20 protein-coding genes are annotated in these 20,936 nt (G+C 68.2%); 18 read left to right on the top strand and 2 right to left on the bottom strand.

Annotated elements, in window-relative coordinates; genetic code table 11:
• The 7 genes from A9977_RS11120 to A9977_RS11150 all read left to right on the top strand — a co-directional run bounded on the left by A9977_RS11120 (position 1) and on the right by A9977_RS11150 (position 8,352).
• Positions 1–1,515, top strand: coding sequence for a 3-hydroxyacyl-CoA dehydrogenase (locus tag A9977_RS11120; protein ID WP_183024897.1), 1,515 nt, complete (start codon positions 1–3; stop codon positions 1,513–1,515).
• Positions 1,512–2,375, top strand: coding sequence for a MaoC family dehydratase N-terminal domain-containing protein (locus A9977_RS11125; RefSeq protein ID WP_183024898.1), 864 nt, complete (start codon positions 1,512–1,514; stop codon positions 2,373–2,375). Before A9977_RS11120 ends, A9977_RS11125 begins: the two co-directional genes overlap by 4 nt.
• A 52-nt stretch (positions 2,376–2,427) precedes the next feature.
• Positions 2,428–3,303, top strand: a complete 876-nt coding sequence (locus A9977_RS11130) for a CoA ester lyase (protein WP_183024899.1) — start codon at positions 2,428–2,430, stop codon at positions 3,301–3,303.
• Entirely contained in the window at positions 3,300–4,613 is a 1,314-nt protein-coding gene (locus A9977_RS11135) for an NAD(P)/FAD-dependent oxidoreductase (protein ID WP_220811682.1), read from the top strand. The genes A9977_RS11130 and A9977_RS11135 overlap by 4 nt, the downstream gene beginning before the upstream one ends.
• A gap of 11 nt (positions 4,614–4,624) precedes the next feature.
• A complete protein-coding gene (locus A9977_RS11140; RefSeq protein WP_183024900.1) occupies positions 4,625–6,328 on the top strand; it encodes an acyl-CoA dehydrogenase family protein in 1,704 nt (567 codons plus the stop codon).
• A 13-nt stretch (positions 6,329–6,341) separates the two neighbouring features.
• Complete coding sequence (locus tag A9977_RS11145; protein WP_183024901.1) at positions 6,342–7,556, top strand: CoA transferase; 1,215 nt, start codon at positions 6,342–6,344, stop codon at positions 7,554–7,556.
• A 94-nt stretch (positions 7,557–7,650) separates the two neighbouring features.
• Positions 7,651–8,352, top strand: coding sequence for a nitroreductase (locus A9977_RS11150; RefSeq protein ID WP_183024902.1), 702 nt, complete (start codon positions 7,651–7,653; stop codon positions 8,350–8,352).
• Between the two features lie 9 nt (positions 8,353–8,361).
• Here A9977_RS11150 and A9977_RS11155 read toward each other — a convergent pair whose 3' ends face one another.
• Complete coding sequence (locus A9977_RS11155; RefSeq protein WP_183024903.1) at positions 8,362–8,985, bottom strand: TetR/AcrR family transcriptional regulator; 624 nt, start codon at positions 8,983–8,985, stop codon at positions 8,362–8,364.
• A gap of 169 nt (positions 8,986–9,154) precedes the next feature.
• On the opposite strand from A9977_RS11155, the gene A9977_RS11160 reads away from it, so the two are divergent.
• From A9977_RS11160 to A9977_RS11200, 9 genes are all read left to right on the top strand, one after another.
• On the top strand, positions 9,155–10,435 hold the full coding sequence (locus A9977_RS11160; RefSeq protein WP_183024904.1) for an NAD(P)/FAD-dependent oxidoreductase: 1,281 nt from the start codon (positions 9,155–9,157) through the stop codon (positions 10,433–10,435).
• A gap of 87 nt (positions 10,436–10,522) precedes the next feature.
• Positions 10,523–11,275 (top strand): NAD(P)H-dependent oxidoreductase, encoded by a 753-nt coding sequence (locus A9977_RS11165; RefSeq protein ID WP_183024905.1) that lies wholly within the window; start codon positions 10,523–10,525, stop codon positions 11,273–11,275.
• Positions 11,272–11,481: a hypothetical protein gene (locus A9977_RS11170; protein ID WP_183024906.1), complete on the top strand. Its 210-nt coding sequence runs from the start codon at positions 11,272–11,274 to the stop codon at positions 11,479–11,481. The genes A9977_RS11165 and A9977_RS11170 overlap by 4 nt, the downstream gene beginning before the upstream one ends.
• 233 nt (positions 11,482–11,714) lie before the next feature.
• Entirely contained in the window at positions 11,715–12,545 is an 831-nt protein-coding gene (locus A9977_RS11175; protein WP_183024907.1) for an ABC transporter ATP-binding protein, read from the top strand.
• Positions 12,542–13,333 carry an ABC transporter ATP-binding protein gene (locus A9977_RS11180; protein ID WP_183024908.1) on the top strand — a complete coding sequence of 264 codons (792 nt, stop codon included), beginning with the start codon at positions 12,542–12,544 and terminating at the stop codon, positions 13,331–13,333. Before A9977_RS11175 ends, A9977_RS11180 begins: the two co-directional genes overlap by 4 nt.
• Positions 13,326–15,188, top strand: coding sequence for a long-chain fatty acid--CoA ligase (locus A9977_RS11185; RefSeq protein ID WP_183024909.1), 1,863 nt, complete (start codon positions 13,326–13,328; stop codon positions 15,186–15,188). Before A9977_RS11180 ends, A9977_RS11185 begins: the two co-directional genes overlap by 8 nt.
• Complete coding sequence (locus A9977_RS11190; RefSeq protein ID WP_183024910.1) at positions 15,185–16,057, top strand: branched-chain amino acid ABC transporter permease; 873 nt, start codon at positions 15,185–15,187, stop codon at positions 16,055–16,057. Before A9977_RS11185 ends, A9977_RS11190 begins: the two co-directional genes overlap by 4 nt.
• Complete coding sequence (locus tag A9977_RS11195; RefSeq protein WP_183024911.1) at positions 16,057–17,103, top strand: branched-chain amino acid ABC transporter permease; 1,047 nt, start codon at positions 16,057–16,059, stop codon at positions 17,101–17,103. Before A9977_RS11190 ends, A9977_RS11195 begins: the two co-directional genes overlap by 1 nt.
• A 50-nt stretch (positions 17,104–17,153) precedes the next feature.
• Complete coding sequence (locus A9977_RS11200; protein WP_183024912.1) at positions 17,154–18,311, top strand: ABC transporter substrate-binding protein; 1,158 nt, start codon at positions 17,154–17,156, stop codon at positions 18,309–18,311.
• A gap of 31 nt (positions 18,312–18,342) precedes the next feature.
• On the opposite strand, the gene A9977_RS11205 is transcribed toward A9977_RS11200, so the two are convergent.
• On the bottom strand, positions 18,343–18,936 hold the full coding sequence (locus A9977_RS11205) for a TetR/AcrR family transcriptional regulator (protein WP_183024913.1): 594 nt from the start codon (positions 18,934–18,936) through the stop codon (positions 18,343–18,345).
• Between the two features lie 136 nt (positions 18,937–19,072).
• Here A9977_RS11205 and A9977_RS11210 point away from each other — a divergent pair, with 136 nt between their 5' ends.
• Both A9977_RS11210 and A9977_RS11215 read left to right on the top strand, forming a co-directional pair.
• The gene (locus tag A9977_RS11210; RefSeq protein ID WP_183024914.1) at positions 19,073–20,233 is read left to right on the top strand and encodes an acyl-CoA dehydrogenase family protein; all 1,161 of its coding nucleotides are present in this window, start codon (positions 19,073–19,075) and stop codon (positions 20,231–20,233) included.
• A 6-nt stretch (positions 20,234–20,239) separates the two neighbouring features.
• Positions 20,240–20,914, top strand: coding sequence for a transglutaminase family protein (locus A9977_RS11215; RefSeq protein WP_183024915.1), 675 nt, complete (start codon positions 20,240–20,242; stop codon positions 20,912–20,914).
• Positions 20,915–20,936 lie beyond the last annotated feature (22 nt).

Below are 20,936 nucleotides of genomic sequence, written 5' to 3' on the forward strand. Positions count from 1 at the left end.
ATGACAGACACACTCAAGATCGCCGTGATCGGCGCCGGCACCATGGGCCGCGGCATCGTCCAGCTGTTCGCGCAGGCCGGCCACCGCGTGCATTGCTTCGACAGTTCGGACGGCGCCGCCGGCAAGGCGGTGGACTTCGTCCTGGGCATGATCGGCCGCGGTGTCGCCAAGGGCCGCATCGATGCCGACGAATTCGACCGCATCCGCGGCCGGGTCTACGCCGCGGCGGCGATCGAGGACCTGGCGGATTGCGACGTGCTGATCGAAGCCATCGTGGAAGACCTGGAGGCCAAGCGCGCGTTGTTTCGCCGTCTCGAAGCCGTCGTGTCGCAGCAGGCCATCCTCGCGAGCAACACCTCGTCGCTGGTGGTCGCCGAGATCGCCGCCGCATGCGCGCATCCGCAGCGGGTGGCGGGGCTGCATTTCTTCAATCCGGTGCCGCTGATGAAGGTCGCCGAAGTCATCGCGGCCGTGCGCACCGACGCCACGGTGGTGACCCGCTTGCGCGACTTGGTCGCGGGCGCCGGCCATCGGGCGGTGGTCGCGGCCGACCAGCCGGGTTTCCTCGTGAACCATGCGGGCCGCGGGCTCTACACGGAGGGACTGCGCCTGCTCGAGGAGCAGGCGGCCGGCGTGGACCAGGTCGACCGCGTGCTGCGCGAGGCGGCCGGTTTCCGCATGGGGCCGTTCGAGCTGCTCGACCTCACCGGGCTCGATGTGTCGAGCAAGGTGATGAGCTCGATCTACGAGCAATTTCAGCAGGAGCCGCGTTTCCGGCCTTCGTCGCTGGTGCCGCCGCGCGTGGCGGCGGGGCTGTTCGGCCGCAAGACGGGGCAGGGCTGGTATGCCTACGAAGGCGATGTGTGCCAGGTGCAGGCAGCGCCGCCGGTGCCGACGCTGCCTGCTGCGCTCCAGGTCTGGGTGGCGCCGGCCGCGGCAGATCGCGAGGCATTGAAGGCGCTGGTGCAGGCGGCCGGCATGCAATGGGTCGAGAGTCCGGTGCCCGATGCGCTGCTGATCGTGCAGCCCTGGGGCGGCGACGCCACCGGCGAGGCCGTGGCCCACGGGCTCGATGCCGCGCGCTGCGTGGCGCTCGACCCGCTGCCCGGGCTGGCGCGCCATCGCACGCTCATGCTCACGGTGGCCACCACGCCGGCCATTCGCGACGCCGCGCACGCGCTGTGCGCGCACGATGGCGTGGGCGTCACGGTGATCAACGACAGCCCTGGCTTCATCGTGCAGCGCGTGCTGGCGACCATCGTCAACATCGCGGCGCAGATCGCGCAACGCGGCATCGCGTCGGTGGAAGACATCGAGGACGCGGTGAAGATGGGACTGGGCTATCCGCAGGGCCCGCTGTCCTGGGGCGACCGCATCGGCGGCGAGCGGGTGCTCGCGATCCTGCGGCGCATGCAAGCCGTGACCGGCGATCCGCGCTACCGGCCCAGCCCCTGGCTCGAGCGGCGCGTGGCGCTGGGCTTGTCGCTGTGCACGCCCGAGGCGGCGCGTCGATGAGCGCCGCGCCCGCCATCGACATCGATCACCTGCGCGAATGGGTCGGGCGGCGCCAGGAAGCCGAGCAGTGCATCAACCCGTTCCCGGCGCAGGCCCTGGCCAGCCTGCTCGATCGTGCGCAGGCGCCGTCGATCGGCGATGCGCTGCCCTTGCCCTGGCATTGGCTTTACTTCCTCGAGACGCCGACACGCGCGGCCATCGGCATCGACGGCCATCCCGGCCGCGGCGGATTCCTGCCGCCGGTGCCCCTGCCGCGGCGCATGTGGGCCTCGGGCGAGATCGAGGTCGAGCAACAACTGCGCATCGGCGACGCGGCGCGCAAGGTGTCGACCGTGCGCTCGGTGGAACTCAAGCACGGGCAGAGCGGGCCACTGGTTTTCGTCACGGTCGAGCATGTGCTCTCGCAGCAGGGCCGCACCTGCCTCAAGGAGCTGCAGCACATCGTCTACCGCGAGGGGCCGACGAGCAGTACGCCGCTGCCGTCAGGCCTGCCGGCGAAGGATGCGGCGATCTGGCAGAGCGACTGGCAGGCCGACGCGGCGACGCTGTTCCGCTACTCTGCGCTCACCTACAACGGCCACCGTATCCACTACGACCGCGATTACGCGACGCGGCAGGAGCACTACCCCGCGCTGGTCGTTCACGGCCCCCTGCTGGCCACGCTGCTGCTCGACCTGGCGCAACGCGCGGCACCGGCGTCGCGCATCGCCCGCTTCGACTTCCGCGCGCAGCGCCCCGCCTTCGACACCGACGCGCTGACCCTGAACGGCGCGCCGGCCGACGATGGCCGAAGCGCACGCCTGTGGACGACCGACAGCCTGGGCGCGCTCGGCATGAGCGCCCACGTGGGGTGGCACTGAGATGGCCGCGACTTCCCTGTCCGACCCGTGTGCGCGGCCTATTTGGCGCTCGATGCTCTTCGTGCCGGCGCACGTCGACCGCTTCGTCGCGCGTGCCCATGAGCGTGGCGCCGACGCCGTGATCCTCGACCTGGAGGACAGCGTGCCGCTGGCGCAGAAGGCGCAGGCGCGCGAGGCCCTTGCCATCCGTGCGGTGGCCGTGTCCGGACACGGAACGCGGGTGCTGGTGCGCGTGAACGCGGAAGCCGGGCTGGCGGCGCAGGATATCGATGCCGCCGTCGGCGCCGCCGTGTGCGCCATCGTGTTGCCGAAGATCGATTCGCCGCAGCAGGTGCTGGCCGCGGACCGGCTGGTGAGCGGGTGCGAGCAGCGCCTGGGCCTGCGGCCCGGCCACACCTGGCTGATCGCGCAGATCGAGGACGTGGCCGCGCTGCCGCAGCTCGACGCCATCGCCACTAGCTCGCCGCGCCTGCTGGGCATGATCCTCGGCTCGGAGGACTTCTGCGCCAGCGCGGGCATGGCGCCCACGCCGGCCATCCTGTTTGGGCCCAACCAGATGGTGGCCTTCGCCTGCCGGCGCGCAGGCATCCTGCCGCTGGGCTTTCCTTCTTCCATCGCCGAGTTCTCGGACCTCCAGGCCTTCGCGGTGCAGATCGCACTGGCCCGCGATCTGGGCTTCGTCGGTGCCTTCTGCATCCATCCGGCGCAGGTGCCCGTGCTCAATGCGGGCTTCTCGCCCTCGGCCGATGAACTGGCCCACGCCCAGGGCGTGGTCGACGCCTTCGAGAACGCGCAGCGCGAGGGCCGAGGCGCCGTCGAGTTCGCCGGAAAGATGGTCGATCTGCCCGTGGTGCTGCGCGCGCGCGACCTGCTGCGCCGCGCCGCACCCATGCCCCGTTCCACATCCCCAGGAGACACATCATCATGAGCGACACCGTCATTCACCCCATCCACTACGACGCCGTCGTGATTGGCGCCGGTGCGGGGGGCCTCAGCGTTGCCGCGCGCCTCGTCGCTGCAGGCAAGAAGGTGCTGGTGGCCGAAAGCCTTGGCCGTGTCGGCGGCCGCGCATCGAGCGAGCAGATCGACGGCTTCACCGTCAACATCGGCGCCATCGCGATCGAGAAGGGATCGACCTTCGAGGAGACTTTCGCGCTGCTCGACGTCGAGCTCGACCTGCGCGAGCCGAATCCCGCGACCGTCTTCCTGATCGACGGCAAGATCATCAACGTCGCCAAGGGCGGCTGGGGCATGCTGCTGGGTGGGTTCACCAAGCAGGCGGCGAAGATCGGTGCCAAGTTCGCGGATGCGCGCGGCGGCGACCTGCCCGAAGCCAAGCTCACGACCAAAGAGTGGCTCTCGCAGTACACCAAGAACGAGACCGTGCATGCGATCTTCCGCAATCTCTGCGCGGCCATCTTCGCGGCCAACTCGGACGAACTGCCCGCGCGCGCCTTCCTGACCTACTTCGCGGTCAAGGGCGCATTCAAGCGCTTCGGCTTCTGCCCGCGCGGCACGGTCGGGCTGTGGAACGACCTGACCGATGCGATCCGCCGCCGCGGCGGCGAGGTCTGGCTCGATGCGCCGGTGGCGGCGCTGAACATCGAGAACGGCCGCGCCACGGGCGTCGACCTGGTGAAGGATGGCGTGACGCTGCGCGTGAACGCGCGCACCGTGATCAGCAACATCGGCCCGCATGCGACGGCGCTGCTGCCGGGCGCGCAAGCCCTCGGTGCCGAGTACATCGCGCTGGCCACCACCGGGCCGAAGCCGGCCGCCAACATCGTGATCAACTTCGCCACGCGCGAGCGCCTCTACGACGCGCCGGGCCTGGTCACCTTCGGCCGCACGCGCCGCCTCTGCAACATCGGCGAGCTGACCGCGACCTGCCCCGAACTCGCGCCTGCGGGCTGGCACCAGTACGTGGCCTATGCCGTGCCGCATCCTGCGCTTGGCGATTTCGACAACGAGGCCGAAGTCGAGGCTTCGCTGCAGGACCTGCGCGATCTCTTCCCCGGCTTCGCGAACGCGAAGATGCTGTCGGTGCGTGTCATGCGCGACGGCTGGCCGGCGCAGCGATCCTGCGGCGGCTACGACCTGCCGCAGACCACGCCGCTGCCGAACCTCTGGCATGTGGGCGATGCGGTCAAGCCCTATGGCGACGGCGGCACGCAGGCCTGCGCGGACACGGGCCGTTCCGTTTCCAAGCTGGCGCTCGACGCGCTGGCTGCGGCGTGAGGCGCCGCGCCATGGCCCCCCACACCGACCTTCAGGTCTGCGCGGCGCTGCTGGCGCGCTTGCGCCCGCTCTTCGAACGGGCCACGCAGGCGCTCGCGCAGTCCTGCGCCGAAACCGGCGTCTTCGATGCGCGGCGCTTCGACGCGCGGCAGGTGGCGAGCTACGAACTGGCCTGGGCCAGCGCCGACCTGCTGGCGGCCGAGACGGCGATCCAGGGCGTCGGCAGTGGTGCCAATGCCCTCGAGACCGGCCTGGCGCTGATCTTCGGCATCGACGCCATCGCCGCGGTGCTGGCGCGAACGGAGATGCTCTTTCTCGAGCTCGGGCTCGAGCTCGCGCCGGTCCAGGCGTTGGCATCGGACCCGGCATGGAACGCCTTGCGCCGTTCGGCCGGCAGTGCCGCCGCTTTGCAGGCCACCGGCCGGGCGCTGGCGGATGCCGAGGGCGAAGTAGGGGGCGTGGTGCTCGACGAGGGCCATGCCATGGCGCAGGACGCCTTCAGGCGCTTCGCCGCCGACGTGGTGGCGCCGCAGGCCGAGGCCCTGCACCGCCACGACCTCACGGTGCCCGAGAGCCTGCTGCAGCCGCTGCGCGAGATGGGCGTGTTCGGCCTGTCGGTGCCCGAGCGCTTCGGCGGCAGTGCGCCGAACGACCGCGACGACACGCTGCTGATGGTGCTGGTGACCGAGGCCCTGTCGGAGGCCTCGCTGGCCGGCGCCGGCAGCCTGATCACGCGGCCCGAGATCCTGAGCCGTGCGTTGATGACCGGCGGGACTGACGAACAGAAAGCCCATTGGCTGCCGCGCATCGCCGCGGGCGACCCGTTGTGCGCCATCGCGATCACCGAGCCCGACTACGGCTCCGACGTGGCCGGCCTGATGCTGCGCGGCACGCGGGTCGAGGGCGGCTGGCGGCTCGATGGCGCCAAGACATGGTGCACCTTCGCCGGCAAGGCAGGCCTGCTGATGGTGGTGGTGCGCACCGATCCCGATCGCTCGGCCGGCCATCGCGGCCTGAGCCTGATGCTGGTGGAGAAGCCCTCGGACGAAGGCCATGCCTTCGCCTATCGCCAGAGCGAGGCGCAGGGCGGCGGCGCCCTCACGGGCAAGGCCATCGCGACTATCGGCTACCGGGGCATGCACTCGTTCGAGCTGTCCTTCGACAACCTGCTCGTGCCCGACAGCCACGTGATCGGCGGCGCGGCGGGCCTGGGCAAGGGCTTCTATTTCACGATGGCCGGCATGATGGGCGGCCGCATGCAGACCGCCGGCCGCGCATCGGGCGTGATGCGCGCGGCCATCCGGGCGGCGCTGCGCTACGCCGAGGACCGCAAGGTCTTCGGGGTACCCTTGCTCGACTGTCCGTTGACGCTCGCCAAGCTGGCGCGCATGGGCGCGCGCTATGCGGCCTGCCAGCGCCTGGCCTATGCGGTGGCCCGGACGCTGGACGAAGGCGGCGGCCGCATGGAAGCCAGCCTGGTCAAGTTGCTGGCCTGCCGCTCGGCCGAATGGGTGACGCGCGAGGCGCTGCAGCTGCATGGCGGCAACGGCTACGCCGAGGAAAGCCCGGTGAGCCGCTTCTTCGTCGATGCGCGCGTGCTCTCGATCTTCGAAGGAGCGGAAGAAACGCTGGCGCTCAAGGTCATCGCGCGCAGCCTGCTCGAGCAGGCGCTGGCCGACGCCGCCTCCGCCAAGGCGGCAGCCGTCACGCACTGAGGAGCGCGACGACATGGACAACGGCAACCTGCTAGAAGGCCTGCGCGTGGTCGAGGCGGCCGCCTTCGTGGCGGCGCCGCTCGGCGGCATGACGCTGGCGCAGATGGGGGCGGAGGTGATCCGCATCGACGCGCTGGGCGGCGGCCTGGACTACCGGCGCTGGCCCGTCGCCTCGAACGGCAGCAGCCTGTTCTGGGCCGGGCTCAACAAGGGCAAGAAGTCCGTCACGCTCGATCTTGGTTCGGCCGAGGGCCGCGAGGTCGCGATGGCCCTGATCGCCGCACCCGGCGAGGACGCGGGCCTGCTGCTCACGAACTTCCCGCCGCGCGGCTGGCTCGACCACGACAAGCTGCGCGAGCGCCGCGACGACCTGATCCAGCTGACCGTGCAGGGCGACCGCCATGGCGGCTCGGCCGTGGACTACACGATCAACCCGCGCATGGGCTTGCCCTATCTCACCGGCAGCGGTGATGCCGAGACCGCAGTCAACCACGTGCTGCCGGCCTGGGACCTAGTCACCGGCCAGATGGCGGCCGTCGGCCTGCTGGCGGCGGAGCGGCATCGGCGGCGGCGCGGCGTGGGGCAGCATGTGAAGCTCGCGCTCGAGGACGTCGCGCTGGCCGCGGTCGGCCACCTGGGTTTGCTGGCGGAAGCCCAGCTCGGCCAGGCACGGGGCCGGCACGGCAACCACCTGTTCGGCGCCTTCGGCCACGACTTCGCGAGCGCCGACGGCGTGCGCGTGATGGTGGTCGGCCTCACGGGCAAGCAATGGCGCGCGCTGTGCGATGCGCTCGCGATGGGCGAAGAGATGGACGCGATCTCACGGCGGACCGGGCGCGACCTGGCCCGCGAAGGCGACCGCTTCTTCGCACGCCAACAGATCGCCGAGGTGGTCGCGCGCTGGATCGGGGCCCGGCCCTTCGCCGAGGTGGCCGCGCAGTTCGACCGCCACGGCGTCTGCTGGGGCAAGTACCAAACGGTGTCCCAGCTCGTGGCCGAGGACGAGGCCTGTTCTCTGGCCAACCCGATGTTCGGCGAGATCGATCAGCACGGCGTCGGCCGCCTGGTCGCGCCCGGCCTGCCGCTGGAGTTCTCGGCGGTGCCGCGGCGCGCGGTGCAGCCCGCGCCGCGGCTCGGCGCGGACACAGAGCAGGTGCTGCATGCGGTGCTCGGCATCGACAGCGCCGAGTTCGGCCGCCTGCACGACCGCGGTGTGGTCGGCGCCTAGCCTCGCGCACCTGCTGTCTGGAATGCGATGGAGAACATCATGAAAAAGAAGACCCTGCAACGGCTGCCGTGCTGGCTGTGCGCGGAGCCCGTGCATGGCTGACGCCTCGCTCGAGTTCGACACGCTGCGCGCGCTGCTGGACCGACGCCACAGCTGCCGGGCGTTCCACCCCACGCCCCTCGCGCGCGAGGACATCGTGCGTGTGCTCGATGCGGCGCAGCGCACTGCCTCGTGGTGTAACGCGCAGCCGTGGCAGGTCTACATCGCGAGCGGGCCCCGGCTGGAGCGCCTGCGCACGGCCCTGCGGGCTGCGGCGTCCGAAGCGCCCGCGCCCGACCTGCCGTGGCCGCGCGCCTACGAGGGCGTGTACCGCGAGCGTCGGCGCGATTGCGCCATGGCGCTCTACGCGGCGGTCGGCATCGCGCCGGGCGACCGCGCCGCGTCGGCGCGGCAGGCAAGCGAGAACTTCAGCTTCTTCGGCGCGCCGCACCTGGCCGTCGTGACGGCGGACGAGGCGCTCGGGACCTATGGCGCCATCGATTGCGGCGCCTATGTGGCCAACTTCCTGCTGGCCGCGCAGGCACTGGGCATGGGCGCGATCCCGCAGGCGGCGGTGGTCGCGTACCCCGCGGTGTTGCGCGACCACCTCGCCATTGCGCCAGACCGCCGCATCGTATGCGGCATCTCCTTCGGCCGTGCCGATGCATCGCATCCGGCGAACGGCTTTCGCACCACGCGCGCATCGGTGGAGGACTGCGTGGTGTGGCGCGACGAAGACGGCGCCGAAGCCGGCTGAGGTGACCGCTCAGCGCTTGCGCGTCTCCGGCGGCACGAAGCGCTGGCCCTTGAAGCCGTGCACAAAGAGCTGCGATATCCGCGCCGCCAGTTCGCGCGGCGGTATCGCACCGCTCTTCTCGTACCAGGTGAAGGTCCAGATGATCATGCCGAACAGCAGCATCGCGTAGGGGCCTCGCGGAGCGCGGGCCGGCATCAGCTCCGGATTGATCTCGTGGAGCACGCCGACCAGCAGGTCCACGATGCGCTTCTCGAGCTTGCGCACTTCGCGCCGCTGAACGTCGGGCAGGAACTTGATGTCGTTCATCAGCACCAGGTGTTCGTTGCGCGAGCTGGCTCCGCGCGCCACGAAGGCCTCGACGTAGCGGTCGAAGCGTTCTTCGGCCGGCAAGGCCTGGTTCACGACCGCCTCGAGTTCGTCGAGCTGCGCCGTGATGTGCACGCGCACGATCTCGAAGAGCAGGTCTTCCTTGCGGGCGAAGTAGTGGTAGAGGTGCGACTTCGAGGTGCCGCAGGCCTGCGCGACCTCCACCATGGTCGAACCCTCGAAGCCCTTGCGTGCGAAGAGCGATGCGGCGTGGTCGAGGATCGACTGTCGTTTGTCGTCGTAGTCGTCTGCGCGTACCCGTGTCATGGCTTGGTCCTGTTGTATGTTGGTGCCGTGGCGGTGCTGTGTCGCGTGCGTCGACGCGGCATGCACGGCTTGTCAATATCCTGCCGCAAGTCTATTATTAGACCGACTAGACGGTCTATAAATTGTTGCCGGGCATGAAAATCGGTGATGGGCATTCTTTGGGGACACCATGCGTGAAAACGAGATTCTTCTGATCGTGGGCGCTGGCCATGCCGGCGCCGAACTGGCGGTGGCGGCACGACAGCAGGGCTGGCTTGGCCGCATCGACCTGGTCGGCGACGAGGCGGTGCTGCCGTACCAACGGCCGCCACTGTCCAAAGCATACCTGCATGGCGCCGCAAGCTTCGAGTCGCTCGCGTTGCGGCCGGCGTCGGCCTACGAGGCGGCGAAGGTCCAGGTGCATTCGGGCGCACGCCTGGTACGCATCGACCGCACGGCGCATGCGGTGCATCTCTCGGACGGCCGGGCCATGCCCTACACCAAGCTCGCGCTGTGCACGGGCGGCCGTCCGCGCGCGCTCGACCTGCCGGGTTTGCAAGCCGGCATCAAGCCGCGCAACCTGCACTGCCTGCGCACCCTTGCCGACGCCGACGCGATCCGCGCCGGGCTGCAGCAGGGGACGCGCCTGGTGGTCGTGGGCGGGGGCTACGTCGGACTCGAACTTGCGGCGTCGGCGCGCAAGTTTGGCGCCGAGGTGACGGTGGTCGAGGCGCTGCCGCGTGTGCTTGCGCGGGTTACCGGTGCGCAGGTGGCGGCCTTCTACGAGGGCGTGCATCGGGAAGCCGGCGTGCAGTTGCGCACCGGCCTGTGCATCAAGCGCGCGGAACTGGCGGACGACGGCGCGATCGCGGCGCTGGTGTGCGCCGCAGGGGAGCGCATCGCGGCCGATATCGTGGTGGCCGGCATCGGCATGGTGCCGAACGTGGAACTCGCGCAGGAAGCCGGGCTCGCCGTCGACGGCGGCATCCTCGTCGACGAACTGTCGCAGACCTCCGACCCCGACATCTTCGCCGCGGGCGACTGCACCGCGCACCACAGCGCGCTCTATGGCCGGTGCATCCGCCTGGAGTCCGTGCCGAACGCGCTGGAGCAGGCCCGGGCCGCCGCTTCGGCGCTCTGCGGCAAGCCCAAGCCCAACCGCGCGGTGCCCTGGTTCTGGTCCGACCAGTACGACCTCAAGCTGCAGATGGTCGGCCTGTCCCAGGGGCATGACAGCTGTGTGCTGCGGGGCGATCCCGCCTCGCGCCGCTTCATTGCCTTCTATCTGCAGGCCGGGCGGGTGATCGCCGCTGACGCGGTGAACCGGCCAGCCGACTTCATGCTGGCCAAGCGGCTGGTCGCAGCCGGCGTGAAGGCCGAAGTCGCGGCGCTGGGAGACGACGCTGTGCCCCTCAAGGAACTGCTTCCGCCGATACCACCCGCGCCCGCCGCAGTCGTTCAACCGGCATAGCGGCACTTCGATTCCGACCGTCGGGGGCGAAATCTCCTCAGGGTAAATCCGATTAATAGACCGCCGAGACGGTCTATTATTTGGGACATGAACATCCTCGTCGTCTACGCCCATCCCGAGCCCAAGTCCTTCAATCGCGCCTTGCTCGACCGATCGCTGGAGGTGCTGCGGGAGGAGGGGCACGCGGTTGTGGTGTCGGATCTCTATGCCATGGGCTTCAATCCCGTGGCGAGCGCCGAGGATTTCCTCCAGCGGCGCTTCCCGGAGGCCCTGCAATACGACCGCGAACAGAAATTCGCCCACGAGCACCAGGCTTTCGCCGCAGACATCCAAGCGGAGCTGGACAAACTGCAGGCCTGCGACCTGCTGATCCTGCAGTTCCCGTTGTGGTGGTTCTCAGTGCCGGCCATCATGAAGGGCTGGTTCGATCGCGTGTTCGTCAACGGCGTTGTCTATGGCAAGGGCCGGCGCTTCGACACCGGCGGCCTGAAGGGGCGGCGTGCGCTGGTATGCACCAGCACCGCGTGCCTGCCCGGCATGGTGGAGGCCGACGGCCTGCTGGCCCACCTGGACTTGAACCTCTGGCACCTGCTCCATGGCACGCTGGCCTATGCGGGCTTCGAGGTACTGCGGCCACATGCGTCGTGGTCCATCCACTACACCACGCCGCAGGCGCGCGCGGACTACATCGACGCGTACACGCAGCGTCTGCGCGGCATTGCCCAGGAGGAGCCGATGCCGGTGCACCGGCTCGACGAGTTCGGTGCCGACTGGCGCCTGAAGCCCGGCATCGAGCCGCGCACCACCGCGCACCGTCGCCCAGCGCCGACGACGGAATGACCGGCCGGACCCTGCGCCGCACGCCCGCGCTGGCGCAACGGATGGCGCTGCACCGGGTGCCGCGCTGCGACGGCTGGCGACACGTGGCGTCCGAGAGCGCGCACGCGGCGCACGGACGAGGCGGATCTCTCGTGCACGACCACGAGCTCGAAGGGCGGCATGGCGCAACGGCCACGCAGGATGGCCTGCTGGCCTGCGTCGACTGACCGGTCGGCACACACGCGGGCGGCGCTGCGGCGGAACAGGGCATCCCGGCGAACGGCCGCCGGGCCCGCGTTCGCGGGACGATGCGCACCACGCGGCGCCATCAAGGGTATTCCCCAGAGGCAGGGCTGCCCAAGCCTCTCATAATTCGCGCATTCTCAGACCGACGAGACGGTCTATAAAAGAACAGTTAGCTTTGTCCGGCCGGCGGCACCGGCTTCCATTTCCTCCACGTATGGTCACCTCACACACATCCTCCGATCCACCGAAGCCCGCGCTCGCGATCCACAACATCCAGGTCGTCTATGGCGGTGCCATCGAAGCCGTGCGCGACGTGTCGCTCGAAGTCCGGCCGGGCCAGATCGTGGCGCTGCTGGGTTCCAACGGCGCCGGCAAGTCCACCGTGCTCAAGGCCCTCTCGGGCGTGCTGGATGCCGAGGATGGCGAGATCGAGAAGGGCTCGATCCTGTTGAACGGGCTGGCGATTGAGAAGACGCCGGCGCCGGCCATCGTGCGCCAGGGCATGGTGCAGGTGCCCGAGGGGCGGCGCCTGTTCGCCACGCTGACTGTGGAGGAGAACCTGATCGCCGGAGCGCATCTGCAGGATGCCGCGACTCTGGCGCGTGCGCGCGAGGAGGTGTTCGCGTTGTTCCCGCGGCTGGCGGTGCTGCGCGGCACGGTCGCGGGTTATCTCTCGGGCGGCGAGCAGCAGATGGTGGCCATCGGGCGCGCGCTCATGAGCCGGCCACGCGTGCTGGCACTCGACGAACCGTCGCTGGGCCTGGCGCCGTTGATCGTCAACGAGATCTTCCAGAGCATCCAGAAGCTGCGCGACACCACCGGCCTGACCATCCTGCTGGTGGAGCAGAATGCCAACCGCGCGCTGGCCATCGCGGACTATGCCTACATCATGGAGAACGGCCGCGTCGTGCTCGACGGCACTTGCGAGCAGCTGCGGCGCAATGCGGACGTGCGGGAGTTCTACCTCGGCCTGAGCGCCAAGCCCGGGCGCACCAGCATGAAGGACGTGAAGCACTACAAGCGCCGCAAGAGGTGGCTGTCATGAGCACGCCCTCGCAGACCCCGGTGCTCGAGGCCAGCAACATCTCCAAGCGCTTCGGCGGCGTCAAGGCCGTGAACGACGTGAGCCTGAAGGTGATGCCGGGCGAGATCGTGAGCCTGATCGGCCCCAATGGCGCGGGCAAGACGACCACCTTCAACCTGGTCAGCGGCGTGCTGCCGCCCAGCGAAGGAACGATCCTGTTCAAGGGTCAGGACACGGCCAGGCTCAAGTCCTCCGAGTTCGCCCGCCTGGGCATCGGACGCACCTTCCAGAACCTGGCCCTGTTTCGTCAGGGCAGCGTGGTCGAGAACCTGCTCGTCGGGCGCCACATCCATTTCAACTACAGCGTGCTGGAGTCGCTCGCGTTCTGGGGCCGTCCGCGGCGCGAGGAGATCGCCGCCCGCGAGAAAGTCGAGCAGATCATCGAGTTCCTCGAGATCGAGGAGCTGCGCGACAAGCCCGTGAGCCAGCTGGCCTACGGCCAGCAGAAGCGCGTGGAACTGGGCCGGGCGCTGGCCTGCGAGCCGAGCCTGCTGCTGCTCGACGAGATCGTGGCGGGCATGAACCGTGAAGAGAAGGAAGACATCGCCCGCTTCACCCTGGACATCCGCGATGAATTCGGCATCGCGGTGCTGATGATCGAACATGACATGCAAGTGGTGATGGACCTTTCGGATCGTGTGTACGTGCTGGATTTCGGTTGCCTGATCGCACAGGGCACGCCCGCCGAGGTGGCCGCGAACCCGGCCGTGCTTGCGGCCTACCTCGGCGAGGAGGGTGGACATGTTTGAGCACGAGCGATTGATCCGTGGCGAAGGCACCTTGCCCGCCTTCCTGCGTGCGCACGCCCGGGAGCGCGGCGAACAGGTGGCGCTGCGCGAGAAGGTCAACGGCATCTGGCGCACGCGCACCTGGGCTGACTACTACCGCGACGCGCGCCGCACCGCGCTGGGCCTGATGAAGCTCGGCCTGCAGCGTGGCGACCGCATCGTCATCGCCGCCGAAGGGCTGCCGGAGTGGTTCTATGCCGACCTTGGGGCGCAGATGATCGGCGTGCAGGTGGTGGGAATCTATCCCACCAACCCCTGGGCCGAGGTGCTGTACATCGCCGGTCACTGCCAGGCCAAGGTGGCGATCACCGGCGACCAGGAGCAGACCGACAAGGTGCTGGATGCGATGGCCACCGAGGCCGGCCTGCCGCACCTGCAGCATCTCTTCTGCGTCGACATGAAGGGTCTGCGCCATTCCGAGCCCGGGCAGCCGCACAGCTTCGCGCACCTGATGGCCCTGGGCGACCAGCTCGCGGCCGAGGACCCCGAAGCAGAAAAGCGGCTCGACGCCAGCATCGAGAGCCTGATGCCGGACGACACCAACATCCTGGTCTACACCTCAGGCACCACCGGGCCGCCCAAGGGCGCGATGCTCACGCACCGCAACTTCATCTACGGCACCTATGCCTACCGGACGGCCCGGCAGATGCACGACAAACCTTTCGAGGCGGTCTGCTATCTGCCCCTGTGCCACGTGGCCGAACGTGCCTACTCCACGGTGCAGCACCTGATCTCCGGCGGTTGCGTGAGCTTCGCCGAGTCCGTCGATACGGTGGCGACGAACATCCGCGAGATCGCGCCCAGCTTCTTCCTCGGCGTGCCGCGCATCTGGGAGAAGCTGCAGCAGGGCTTCGAGTTCCGGATGAAGGACGCGAGTCGCGTGTCGCGCTGGGTCTACCGCGCCGGCATGCAGCGCGGTCGCGCGCTGTCGGATCGCCGCGCGGTCGCGGGCCAGCTCACGGCGTTGCGCGACCGGCTGGAGTTCGGCTTCTGGTACCTCGCGCTGTTTCGCAACATGCAGCGCCACATGGGCCTGAACCGCACCCACAGCCGCATGTGCGGCGGCGCCTCGGTGTCGCCCGAGACCTTGCGCTTCTTCGACATCATCGGTGTGCCGGTGGGACAGGGCTACGGCCTGACCGAGTCCTGCGGGCTGGGCTTCGTGCAGGTGCCGGGACGTCCCTTCCTGAATGCCAGTTGCGGGCCCGCGATGCCGGGCACCGAGTGGAAGCTCGGCGAAGACGGCGAGGTCTTCCTGCGCTCGCCGGGTGTCTTCAAGGGCTACCTGTTCGACGACAGGGGCACGGCCGAAATCCTGCAGCCCGACGGCTGGCTGGCCTCGGGCGACATCGTGGAGGTCCGCGGCGACGACGAGATCGCCGTGGTGGACCGCAAGAAGGCCATCATCATCACCAGCGGCGGCAAGAACATCGCACCGTCGGAGATCGAGAACGCGTTGAAGGATAGCCCCTTCATCCGCGAAGCGATCGTGGTGGGGGAGGGGCGCAAGTTCCTGGGTGGACTGATCCAGATCGACTTCGACAGCGTAGGCCGGTGGGCCGCCGAACGCGACCTGCAATACACCACCTTCAAATCCGTGACGCTCCTGCCCGATGTCGTGGCGCTCATCCAGGGCGTCGTCGACGAGGTGAACTCGCGCTTCGCGCGGGTGGAGAACATCCGCAAGTTCGTGCTGCTCGAGAAGGAGCTGGACCATGACGACGGCGAACTCACCGCCACCCAGAAAGTGCGTCGCGGCCTCATCAACAAGAAGTTCGCGCGCGAGCTCGAACAGATCTACGGACAGGCGTCATGAGCTACTTCATCGAACTGATCGTCTCGGGCCTGGTGATCGGTGCCATCTACGGCCTGGTCGCGATGGGCTTCGCGGTGATCTACAAGGCCACCGGCATCGTCAACTTCGCGCAGGGCGAGATGGGCATGCTGGCGGCCTACACCTCGTGGTCGATCGCCACCACCCTGGGCACCGGGGCGGTGCTCACGGTGCTCATCGCGGTGGTGGTGGGCGCCATCCTGGGACTGATCTGTGAGCGCCTGATCATGCGGCCCATGCTCGGCGAACCCGTGCTGTCCGTGGTGCTGGTCACGGTGGGCCTGGCGGTCGTGCTGCGCTCCCTGGTGACCCTGATCTGGGGCGCATCGCCGCAGAAGTTCGCGGTGGAGGGCGCGGACGCCATCGTGAACCTGGGCGGCATCGGCATGCGTGTCAGCCAGATCGCCGTGATCGGCGTGCTGTTGCTGGCGCTGGCGGGCTTCTGGTTCTTCCTGAGCCGCAGCCGCTTCGGCGTGGCCATGCGCGCGGTGGCAGCCGACGAGAAGACGGCCCGCCTGATGGGCGTGTCCACCGCGCGCGTCCAGTCGGTGGCATGGGCCGCGGCGTCCGGTCTCGCCGGTCTCGCGGGTGCCTTCTTCGCGGTGATATACGGCCTCGCGCCCACGATCTTCGAGCTGGGCCTGAAGGCCTTCCCGGCCACCGTGCTGGGCGGCTTCGACGCGATCCTGGGCTCGGGCGTCAGTGGCCTCGTGATCGGTGTGCTGGAGAACCTCGTGGGTGGCTACTTGCCCAGCACCCTCAAGGAGATCGCCGGCTTCGTGCTGATCCTGGTGGTGCTGATGGTGCGGCCCTTCGGGCTGTTCGGTGAAAAAAGAATTGAGAGGGTCTGATGCGCAGCGGCTTCTTCAAACAAAAGTACAGCGACCTGGTGGTCCTGACGGACTCGCCCGCGGTGAAGGTCTGGGTGGCCATCCTGCTGGCCGCACTGGTCGCTGCGCCATTCGTCATGAGCAGCTACGTGCTGTCGCTAATGACGGTGATCCTGTTCACGACCGTGGGCGCGCTGGGCCTGATGGTGCTCACCGGCTTCACGGGGCTGATCTCCCTTGGCCACGTCGGCTTCCTGATGCTCGGCGGCTATGCCTATGCGATCGGCGTCACGCGCCTGGGCCTGCCGCCCGAGCTCGCGCTGGTCATGTCGGCTGTCGTGCCCGCGGCGTTTGGGCTGATCGTGGGCATTCCTTCGCTGCGCCTGCACGGCCTCTACCTCGCCATCACGACGCTGGCCTTCGCGCACATCGTCAGCGCCGGCATCCTGGCGGGCGGCAAGTTCACTGGCGCGGGCAGCGGGATCATGGTCGAACGTCCGGTGATCTTCGGCATGAACCTGTCCAGCGATCGCGCCTTCTACTGGTTCTGCGTGGCGATGTGCGTGCTGGCGGTGCTGGTGGTGCTGAACCTGCGGCGCTCCTATGTCGGGCGGGCGCTGGTGGCGATCCGTGACAACGACATCGCGGCCCGCACCATGGGCATCAGCCTGGTGCGCTACAAGCTGCTGGCCTTCCTCGTGAGCGCGGCGCTTACCGGCGTGGCTGGCGCGCTGATGGGCATCTACATGAGCATCGTGTCGGTGGAGGGCTATCCCTTCCTGCTGAGCATCGAGGCCCTGGCGGTAATCATCGTCGGGGGCATCGGCTCCGTGCTCGGCGCGGTGCTGGGGGCGGTGTTCATCGTCAGCATGCCCGAGGTGTTCTCGGCGCTGATGGCCGGCCTCGGCGGCCGCCTGGCCGAGCTGATGACGACCAGCGCCCACGAAGTCAAGACCATCCTCTACGGCCTGGCCATCATCGCCTTCCTGCGCTTCGATCCGCGTGGCTTGCGCGGCATCTGGCACGACCTGCGCCACGCGTGGGTGTTCTGGCCGCTGCGCTACTGATTTCCGCGAGTTTCCCCACCGGCGATTGCCACAACTATCAGGAGATACACATGAAGCACAAACTCTGGCGGCTTGCCGCCGCCGGCCTGCTGGCCGCCGGTGCCGCCGCGCCTGCAGTGGCGCAGCAGGGCGTGACCGACACCGAGATCGTCATCGGCGACATCCTGCCGCTGACCGGTCCGCCAGCCATGCTGGGCGTGGCGCACAACCTGGGCGTGAAGGTCGCGGTCGCCGAGGCCAATGCCAACGGCGGCATCAACGGTCGCAAGCTGCGCCTGGTGTCGGAGGACGACGGCTACGTGCCCTCGCGCACGATCCAGGGCGTGCGCAAGCTGTTGAACAGCGACAAGGTCTTCGCCTTCACCTCGATCTCCGGAACCGCGCAGGCCCAGGCCGCGATGCCGATCCTCAAGCAGGCCGGCGTGCCGGCCATGGCGCCCATCACCACCTACGAGGGCCTCTACAAGCCGACGATCAAGAATGTCTTCGTCGTGGGCTACGACATGCGCGAATCGGTCTACAACCTGGTCTCGCAACTGGCGGACCGTTACCCCGGCAAGAAGTGGGCGGTGATCTCGCAGGACGACGACTATGGCGAGAACGTTCGCGAGGGCTTCGAGCGCGTGGTCAAGGAGAAGAAGCTGCAGGTGGTCTCCAGCCAGATCTTCAAGAAGGGGCAGTCCGACTTTTCGTCTGAAATCCTCAAGGTCAAGCAGGCCGGTGCCGAGGCCCTGATGGCGGGCGGCGTGCTGGGCGAGAACGTGACCATGGTCAAGGAGCTCGAGCGCATCGGCCACAAGATTCCGGTCGGTGTGACCTATGTCTCGCGCGTGCCCGCGAGCGCCAAGATGATGGGCTCGGCGGGCGAGAACGTCTACACGGTGGATTACGTCTACCTCGAGAGCGCGCCCGAGGCCAAGGGGTTCATGGAGAAGCTCGACCGCCATCTTTCGGCCGAGGAGCGAACCCGTGTGAACCGCTACTCGTTCACCGGGTACGCCGCGGCGCGCGCATTGTTCACGGCGATGGAGCGCTGCGGCAAGGCCCTGACCTGGGATTGCACGAACGCCGAACTGGCCAAGGTCAGCCAGCTGGAAACGGGCGCGATGACGCCGATCGGCTTTACCGCCACGAATCACCTGGCAGCGCCCAAGCAGTTCCTGCTCAAGGCCAATCCGGAAGCGGCAACCTACAAGCTGGCGCAGTGAAGCGGCGGGGGCGCGTGCATGCGCGCCGCCCTCAGCCCTTTTCCGCGAGGAAGCCGTTGAGAAACAGCCGCGCCATGCGGTCGCACAGTTCCTGCGGCTTGACCGCTCCGGTGGACGAATACCAGAAGTCGGTCCAGTTGAGCATTCCCACCAGCATCATGGTGTAGACCTTGTACAGGCCTTCGGGCAGGTGCGGATTCAGCTCCCGCAACAGGCCCGACACGAGTTCGGTCAACCGGCGTTGCAGCGCGATCAGCGGCAGCTGCTTGGCGCGCGGAAGAAACTTCACGTCGTTCATCGCCACCATGTGACGCCGGCGCGATTGGACCGATTTCTGCATGTAGGCCTGGACCAGTCGCTGCATGCGTTCGCCTGGCTTGCCTTTGCCGGAGAGCGCGCCTTCGAGGGCCGCGATCAATCGTTCCAAATGCTCCTGCAGCATCGCGAAAAGCAGGTCGTCCTTCGCCGGGAAGTAGTGATAGAGCATCGACTTGGTGGCACCGCAGGCCTTGGCCACATCCTGCATCTTGGTCGCTGGGTAGCCTTCCTTGGCGAAAAGGGTGGCAGCGCAGTCCATGATGGCCTGGCTCTTGGATTCATAGTCATCCGAACGTACACGGGGCATGCAGTCTCCTTGGGCGGCGAAGTGTAGCAAGCACCGCTTGCGCCGTGCCCGTCCCGGCCATAAAATAAACCGACGCGCCGGTCTATTAATATGGCGGTGCAGCCCATTCCTAGAACTGAATCCACCACCCATACCTATGACCGAATTCGAATTTCTGGAACCCGATCTCCTCGACGAAGACCTGCGCATGGTGCGCGAACAGGTGCGCCGCTTCGTGCGCGAACGGATCGTTCCCTTTGCCGATGCCTGGGAAGTCTCGGGCGAGATCCCGCGCGAACTGTTCCGGGAACTGGGCGGGCTGGGCTTCCTCGGCATGCGCCATCCGGTCGAGTACGGCGGCGGCGGCTTGGGCCCGCTGGCCTCCGTTGTCCTCGGCGAGGAACTGGCGCGCTCGGGCTACGGCGGGGTGGCTTCGGCGCTCACGGTGCACAGCGACATGTCCATCGGCCACATCGCGCACCGCGGTACGCACGCGCAGAAGCTCAAGTACCTGCCTGCGGCCTGCGCCGGAGAGAAGGTGGGCGCCGTGTGCGTGACCGAGCCGAATGCGGGTTCGGACGTCGCCGGCCTCAAGACGCGTGCGCAGCGTACGCCCGAGGGCTGGGTGCTCAACGGTTGCAAGACCTTCATCACCAACGGCGTGTACGGCGACATTTTCATCGTGGCGGCGCGCACCGATCCCGAGGCCAAGGGAAGCCGCGGCATCTCCCTGTTCATCGTCGACAAGGAGAATCCCGGCCTGAAGATCGCGCGCAAGTTCGACAAGCACGGCTGGCGTTCGTCCGACACCGCGGAGCTGTTCTTCGACGACCTGAAGCTCGCGCCCGAAGCGCTGCTGGGCGAGGAGGGCAAGGGCTTCTACTACATCATGAGCACGTTCCAGAACGAACGGCTGGTGGTGGGTGCGTTGGCCTCGGGCACCTGCGCCCGTGCGATCGAACTGACGGTGGATTACGTGCGCCAGCGCGAGGCCTTCGGCAAGTCGCTGTGGGACCAGCAGGTGGTGCGCAACAAGCTCTCGTGGGTAGCGTCGAAGGCGGCGGCGGCGCGTGCCCTCACCTACCAATGCGCGCAGATGATCGCCGAAGGGAAGGACACGGTGCGCGAGGTGTCTATGCTCAAGGCCTTCGCGGCGGAGACCCTGCAGGAGGTGGTGCACACCTGCCTGCAGTTGCACGGCGGCACCGGCTTCATCATCGGCACGCCGGTCGAACGCATGGCACGCGACGCCCGCATCCTGACCATCGGAGGCGGCGCCACCGAGGTGATGCTCGAAGAAGTCGCCAAGCGTATGTGAGCGGCGATGAGCGAGCCGGAATTCACGCCCTACGGGTGGCCCGAACCGACCGACCGCTACCTGGCGGCGACGGACTTCCTGGACTTCGGCGCTCCTGCGGTTGCGCAGTTCGTGGCAGATGCGGTCCGTGACGCCATCACGCCGACCCAGAAGGCCGCTCGCCTTTTCTATGCGGTGCGCGACCGGGTTCGCTATGACGCGGGCAACGTGCGACTGACGCCTGAGGGCCTTCGGGCCAGCACCGTGGTCGCGGAAGGCGAGGCCTTTTGCATACCGAAGGCCGTGCTGCTGGTGGCCGCGGCACGCTGCGCCGGTATTCCAGCCGCGATCGGCTTGTCGGATGTGGTCAATCATCTCAGCACGCCGAAGATGCAACAGGCGATGGGCGGGCGCGAAGTGTTCATGCACCACGGCTGGGCCGCCCTCTATCTGGACGGGCGTTGGTTGAAGGCGGTGCCTGCTTTCAACAAGGAACTTTGTGCGCTGATGGGCGTGCCTCCGACCGAGTTCGACGGCACGCGGGACGCGGTGCTTCAACAGTTCAAAGCCGACGGATCAGTGCACATGGAGTACCTGCGCGACCACGGCATCTGGTCGGACGTGCCCCTTCGGCGCATCGACGCCGACTGGGCCGGCTACTACCCCCCCACGCTGTGGCGCGAGCGCCATGCCGGCCGCTGAGTCCTCCTGCCCTCTTCTCTTT

The sequence above is a fragment of the Variovorax sp. UMC13 genome, assembly GCF_014170375.1.
Classification (GTDB): Bacteria; Pseudomonadota; Gammaproteobacteria; order Burkholderiales; family Burkholderiaceae_C; genus Variovorax.

Coding starts and splice junctions, on each gene's coding strand:
- A9977_RS11165 (WP_183024905.1), top strand. CDS start 10,523: ATGAACATCCTCGTCGTCTACGCCCATCCCGAGCCCAAGTCCTTCAAT.
- A9977_RS11215 (WP_183024915.1), top strand. CDS start 20,240: ATGAGCGAGCCGGAATTCACGCCCTACGGGTGGCCCGAACCGACCGAC.
- A9977_RS11130 (WP_183024899.1), top strand. CDS start 2,428: ATGCTCTTCGTGCCGGCGCACGTCGACCGCTTCGTCGCGCGTGCCCAT.
- A9977_RS11125 (WP_183024898.1), top strand. CDS start 1,512: ATGAGCGCCGCGCCCGCCATCGACATCGATCACCTGCGCGAATGGGTC.
- A9977_RS11190 (WP_183024910.1), top strand. CDS start 15,185: ATGAGCTACTTCATCGAACTGATCGTCTCGGGCCTGGTGATCGGTGCC.
- A9977_RS11120 (WP_183024897.1), top strand. CDS start 1: ATGACAGACACACTCAAGATCGCCGTGATCGGCGCCGGCACCATGGGC.
- A9977_RS11210 (WP_183024914.1), top strand. CDS start 19,073: ATGACCGAATTCGAATTTCTGGAACCCGATCTCCTCGACGAAGACCTG.
- A9977_RS11175 (WP_183024907.1), top strand. CDS start 11,715: ATGGTCACCTCACACACATCCTCCGATCCACCGAAGCCCGCGCTCGCG.
- A9977_RS11200 (WP_183024912.1), top strand. CDS start 17,154: ATGAAGCACAAACTCTGGCGGCTTGCCGCCGCCGGCCTGCTGGCCGCC.
- A9977_RS11155 (WP_183024903.1), bottom strand. CDS start 8,985: ATGACACGGGTACGCGCAGACGACTACGACGACAAACGACAGTCGATC.
- A9977_RS11140 (WP_183024900.1), top strand. CDS start 4,625: ATGGCCCCCCACACCGACCTTCAGGTCTGCGCGGCGCTGCTGGCGCGC.
- A9977_RS11150 (WP_183024902.1), top strand. CDS start 7,651: ATGGCTGACGCCTCGCTCGAGTTCGACACGCTGCGCGCGCTGCTGGAC.
- A9977_RS11195 (WP_183024911.1), top strand. CDS start 16,057: ATGCGCAGCGGCTTCTTCAAACAAAAGTACAGCGACCTGGTGGTCCTG.
- A9977_RS11145 (WP_183024901.1), top strand. CDS start 6,342: ATGGACAACGGCAACCTGCTAGAAGGCCTGCGCGTGGTCGAGGCGGCC.
- A9977_RS11170 (WP_183024906.1), top strand. CDS start 11,272: ATGACCGGCCGGACCCTGCGCCGCACGCCCGCGCTGGCGCAACGGATG.
- A9977_RS11205 (WP_183024913.1), bottom strand. CDS start 18,936: ATGCCCCGTGTACGTTCGGATGACTATGAATCCAAGAGCCAGGCCATC.
- A9977_RS11160 (WP_183024904.1), top strand. CDS start 9,155: ATGCGTGAAAACGAGATTCTTCTGATCGTGGGCGCTGGCCATGCCGGC.
- A9977_RS11180 (WP_183024908.1), top strand. CDS start 12,542: ATGAGCACGCCCTCGCAGACCCCGGTGCTCGAGGCCAGCAACATCTCC.
- A9977_RS11135 (WP_220811682.1), top strand. CDS start 3,300: ATGAGCGACACCGTCATTCACCCCATCCACTACGACGCCGTCGTGATT.
- A9977_RS11185 (WP_183024909.1), top strand. CDS start 13,326: ATGTTTGAGCACGAGCGATTGATCCGTGGCGAAGGCACCTTGCCCGCC.